The sequence below is a fragment of the Polaromonas sp. P1_E1_2 genome (genome assembly GCF_056406035.1).
This window is the reverse complement of record NZ_JBFUAZ010000384.1, coordinates 1-4,174: the sequence shown is the minus strand read 5'-3', so window position 1 is coordinate 4,174 and position 4,174 is coordinate 1. Positions and strand designations below refer to the sequence as shown.

Genomic DNA, 4,174 nt, shown 5'->3' with positions numbered 1-4,174 from the left:
TGATTTGGTAGCAACCAAACGCCGGGAAGAACGGCAGGCAATCAAAAGCCCGGCAATACCTGTAAAGGTCTGCCGGGTTTGTCGTTTCAGGGAGCGGAATTTTCAGCCCGCAGGGCTTGCGCCAGCGCGGCCATGGCTGCGGTGCTGTGGTCCTGCGGCGAAAGCACACGGGCCGTGGCATGCCCGGAAAAATTGCGCTGCATCGACTGGAGATAGCCCGGGTCGTAGTGTTGGACCAGCAGTTCACGCACCACCGAAGCCACGTCGCCACTGCGGGCGCGTGCCTGCCAGTCCTGCACAACGGCCTTGCCGCGTGCTTCCGTCAGGGCGCCCAGGCGTTCGCAGAAGAACGCGATGTCTTTCACGAAAAAGTCATAGTCTTCCAGCAGCAGCGCTACGCGTTCATCCTCCGGCAGGTCCAGCTGCAGGCAAGGGCTGGCCCGCATGGCGGTGATCAGGCCTTCCGGCACGGCCACATTGCCGACTTTCTTGCTTTCACTTTCAATGTAGACCGGYTGGGCCGGATCAAAACGTTTCAGCGCAGCCCAGATGCTGCTGTCAAACGCCTTCTGGCTGGGCTGCTGCACACCGGGGATGGCGCCCAGCACCGAACTGCGGTGGTTGGCCAGCGCTTCCAGGTCCAGCACCTGCGCGCCTTCGGCCGCCAGGGCCTGCAACAGCCGGGTCTTGCCCGAACCCGTGGGGCCGCACACCACCCGGTAGCTAAAGCGGCCGGCCAGCTGCGGCAAATCCGCCACCAGCGCGGCGCGAAATGCCTTGTAACCGCCGTCCACCAGCGTCACCTTGAAGCCGATCTGGTCCAACACCAGCGCCAGCGAGCCGCTGCGCTTGCCGCCGCGCCAGCAATACAGCAGCGGTTGCCATTCCCGGGGTTTGTCCAGCACGTCACGCTGGATGTGCTCGGCAATGTTTTTGGCCACCAGCGCCGCGCCCAGTTTTTTGGCTTCGAACTGGCTGATCTGCTTGTATTTGGTGCCGACGATTTTGCGTTCTTCGTCGCGCAGGCTGGGCCAGTTCACCGCGCCCGGGAGGTGGTCTTCGGCGTATTCGCCTTCGCTGCGGGCGTCAATCACCCCGGAATAACTCCCGAGCGTTTGGAGCGCCTCTTCGGCAGAAATTCGGTCCAGGCTCACTTGACCAGTTTCTTCAGTTCGGGACACACATTGGCAAGCATCTTCGCCTGCGACTGCTCGTTCGGGTGGATCCGGTCCGCCTGGAAGTTGGCCACCGGGTCGGCCGCGTCGGCAATGCCCTTGAGAAAGAAGGGCACCAGGGCTACTTTTTCCGCCTTGGCGATCTTGCCGAACAGCCCTGAAAACGTGGCCGCGTAGGCGCTGCCGTAGTTGGGCGGCACCTGCATGCCTACCAGCAGCACCCTGGCCCCTGTTTTTTTGGACGCCTGCGTCATCGTGACAAGATTCCTTTCGGTCATGTCCAGCGGCAATCCCCGCAGGGCATCGTTGCCGCCCAACTCAATCACCACCACCGCAGGCTTGTGCTGCGCGAGCAGCGCCGGCAGGCGCGAACTGCCGCCCGAAGTGGTGTCACCGCTGATGCTGGCGTTGACGACTTTGGCCGTCTTTTTTTCGCTGGCAAGCTGTTTTTCAAGCAGCGGCACCCAGCCCGTTCCGCGTTTCAGGCCGTATTCGGCGCTGAGTGAATCACCGACCACCAGAATGGTTTCCCCTTTGGGCACCGGCGTTTGCGCTATTGCCGCCGGAGCGCCGCCACCCATCACGGCGGCCACAAGCAGCGCCCCGAAAGGTTTTAGCAAACGCTTTGCCGCCGCAAGGGCAAGCTTGGTAAAGTCTGAATTCATATTTCCTGACAAGGCCGACATGTTTGAACCCGTGGTGAGTGGCGTGAATGATGGTTCCAGGGCTGCGGCTTCCGCTGTGCCCGCACCGTCCCCGACGTCTTCAATTATTTCCGTTGAGCATGTTTTCAAGTCGGTCACCGACTCCACCGGCACATTGGCCATTTTGCGCGATATTGACTTCGCCCTGGCTCCCCGGGAAACCGCCGCCATTGTCGGTGCGTCGGGTTCCGGCAAAAGCACCTTGTTGTCCATCATCGCAGGGCTGGATACCCCGACGCAGGGCACGGTCAGGCTGGCGGGGCAGGACATCTTTGCGATCAGCGAAGACGACCGGGCCGCCCTGCGAGCGCAGAAGGTCGGGTTTGTCTTCCAGAGCTTCCAGCTCATGGGCAATTTGACGGCGCTTGAGAACGTCATGCTGCCGCTGGAGCTGTCGGGCGCCAAAAACGCACGCTCGCTGGCCACCGACATGCTCAAGCGTGTCGGTCTGGGGGAGCGGCTGGGCCATTATCCGAAAGTGTTGTCTGGCGGCGAACAGCAGCGTGTGGCACTGGCCCGCGCTTTTGTGGTGCAGCCGGCGGTGCTGCTGGCCGATGAGCCGACAGGCAGCCTGGACTTTGCCACCGGCGAGACGGTGATGTCGCTGATGTTTGAGCTCAACCGCGAACTCGGCACGACCCTGGTACTGGTGACGCATGACCAGGCCATCGCGTCGCGCTGCGAGCGGCGCATCACCATTGATGCGGGGCGTGTCAGCCCGGAGTGATTTCGAAAATATCCCGGGCGAAAATCTTAAGGGGAAATGGCCTGGAGGCCTTTTTCATCGTGCGCAGGCAGCTATCAAAAGCATAGCGTATGCGAGGCTGAAAAAAGCTGCGCTCAGCGCCCCCCGTGCATTTTCTGCGCTACCGCCAGAAATTTCGCGCGGTCATCAGGCCGGTCAATCTGCTGGGCCAAGGCGTGGATCAGTGCCAGAAAGGTAAGTTGCCGGGCTGCTTCCTTGCGCACCAGGGTTTTGGCGAGCGGGCCGATATGCTGGCTGAGCGCGCGTTCCAGTTGCGCCTGCAGCTCCGCATTGAAATTCTGCACATTGATGGATGTGGAGGATGCCGAGGTCGTTCCGGATGTCGTTGCCGACGTGGACAGGGGCCTGCTCATGTCGCTGCGCAAGGGGCGGGAAAACGTCGAGGAAATGGGCCGGCTGTAGCTGCTGCTGCCGCCGGTGGACCGCAACGGGCCACTGGCGCCATGCAGCCCCGAATTCACCGTCGCGCTGGCGTGGCGCGGCTTCAGGAAGGCTTCGCGGGCTGTCGCATCGGGAATGGAAATGGCCAGCAGGTCGCGCAGCCCCTGGGCGCTGACCGTGCGCGGAATGGCCTTCTTGACCAGCACCTTGGCCAGAGGCCCGATGGCCTTGGCCAGCTCGTTTTCAATTTCCAGCGCGATTTCCGGGGTGAGCGACGCTAGCGCGGCAAACGATGCCGTGTGCTCGAACTCCATGTTGCGGGACATCGGCGCGGCCGGTGCGGCGTTCGGGTCCAGCACCGCATAGATCTCGTGCGAGCGCAGGTGCTTGTCCATGTGCGGGCCGAGGTAGTCGAAGAGGCTGGCGGCGCTGTCGGTGATGCGTGAAATCACGTCGTAATAGGCACGCGAGACCACGATCTGGTTGGGCCTGGAGAAGTCCATGATGCGCTGGGCCACATTGATGCCGTCGCCCACCACATTGACGCGGTTGTTGATGTCAAACACCATGCGGATCGGTCCCAGGTGCAGGCCCACCCTCAGGGACAGCTTGCGGCCGTACTTTTGTACCAGGAGGTCGCGCAGCAGCAGGGCCGATTGCAGGGCCTCTTCGGGGTCGCCCAGAAAGCAGATCGCCGCGCCGTCGCCGGTGTCGATCATGATCCGCGACGACTCCTTCACGCCGCCGATGGCCTTGGTGATGAGTTCGTTGAACAGGGTCTTCAGTGCCACCTGTTGGTCGACCGAATAGGTGGAGTAGGACACCAGGTCCAGGAACATGATCGTGCCCAGTACGTTCTTGCGCAGGTTTTCGGCACTGTTGAGCGGAATGGACTGGGAATTGGCCGCGTAGGCGAGCACGGCGCTTTCGGACAGCAGCTTGCTTGTCTTTGTGGTTGACGTATCGGTCTGCGGCGCTACCGTCGCTACCGGGGCAATGGCGGCTGTGTTGGACGACGGGTTGGCGGCGCGGATGGTCTGCGTCTTGAGAAAGTCCGAGCTGATCAGGGCCTGGCGCAGGGCTCCGACGTCCTGCGGGCGCTGTGTTTCGTTGGGCATCATGGCCCAGTCGATGGCGCGCAGCAGGGG

At 62.4% G+C, this 4,174-nt stretch carries 4 protein-coding genes; 1 reads left to right on the top strand and 3 read right to left on the bottom strand.

Translation table 11 applies throughout. The features are described from left to right. Positions 1-86 precede the first annotated feature (86 nt). A complete protein-coding gene (gene mnmH, locus AC1D1P_RS16225) occupies positions 87-1,154 on the bottom strand; it encodes a tRNA 2-selenouridine(34) synthase MnmH (protein ID WP_477669365.1) in 1,068 nt (355 codons plus the stop codon). Continuing rightward, positions 1,151-1,756: an arylesterase gene (locus tag AC1D1P_RS16220; protein WP_477673677.1), complete on the bottom strand. Its 606-nt coding sequence runs from the start codon at positions 1,754-1,756 to the stop codon at positions 1,151-1,153. The genes mnmH and AC1D1P_RS16220 overlap by 4 nt, the downstream gene beginning before the upstream one ends. 103 nt (positions 1,757-1,859) lie before the next feature. Here AC1D1P_RS16220 and AC1D1P_RS16215 point away from each other — a divergent pair, with 103 nt between their 5' ends. Next, positions 1,860-2,606, top strand: coding sequence for an ABC transporter ATP-binding protein (locus AC1D1P_RS16215; RefSeq protein WP_477669366.1), 747 nt, complete (start codon positions 1,860-1,862; stop codon positions 2,604-2,606). 113 nt (positions 2,607-2,719) lie between these two features. On the opposite strand, the gene AC1D1P_RS16210 is transcribed toward AC1D1P_RS16215, so the two are convergent. Beyond that, on the bottom strand, positions 2,720-4,174 hold a 1,455-nt coding region (locus AC1D1P_RS16210; protein WP_477673676.1), incomplete at its 5' end, for an adenylate/guanylate cyclase domain-containing protein.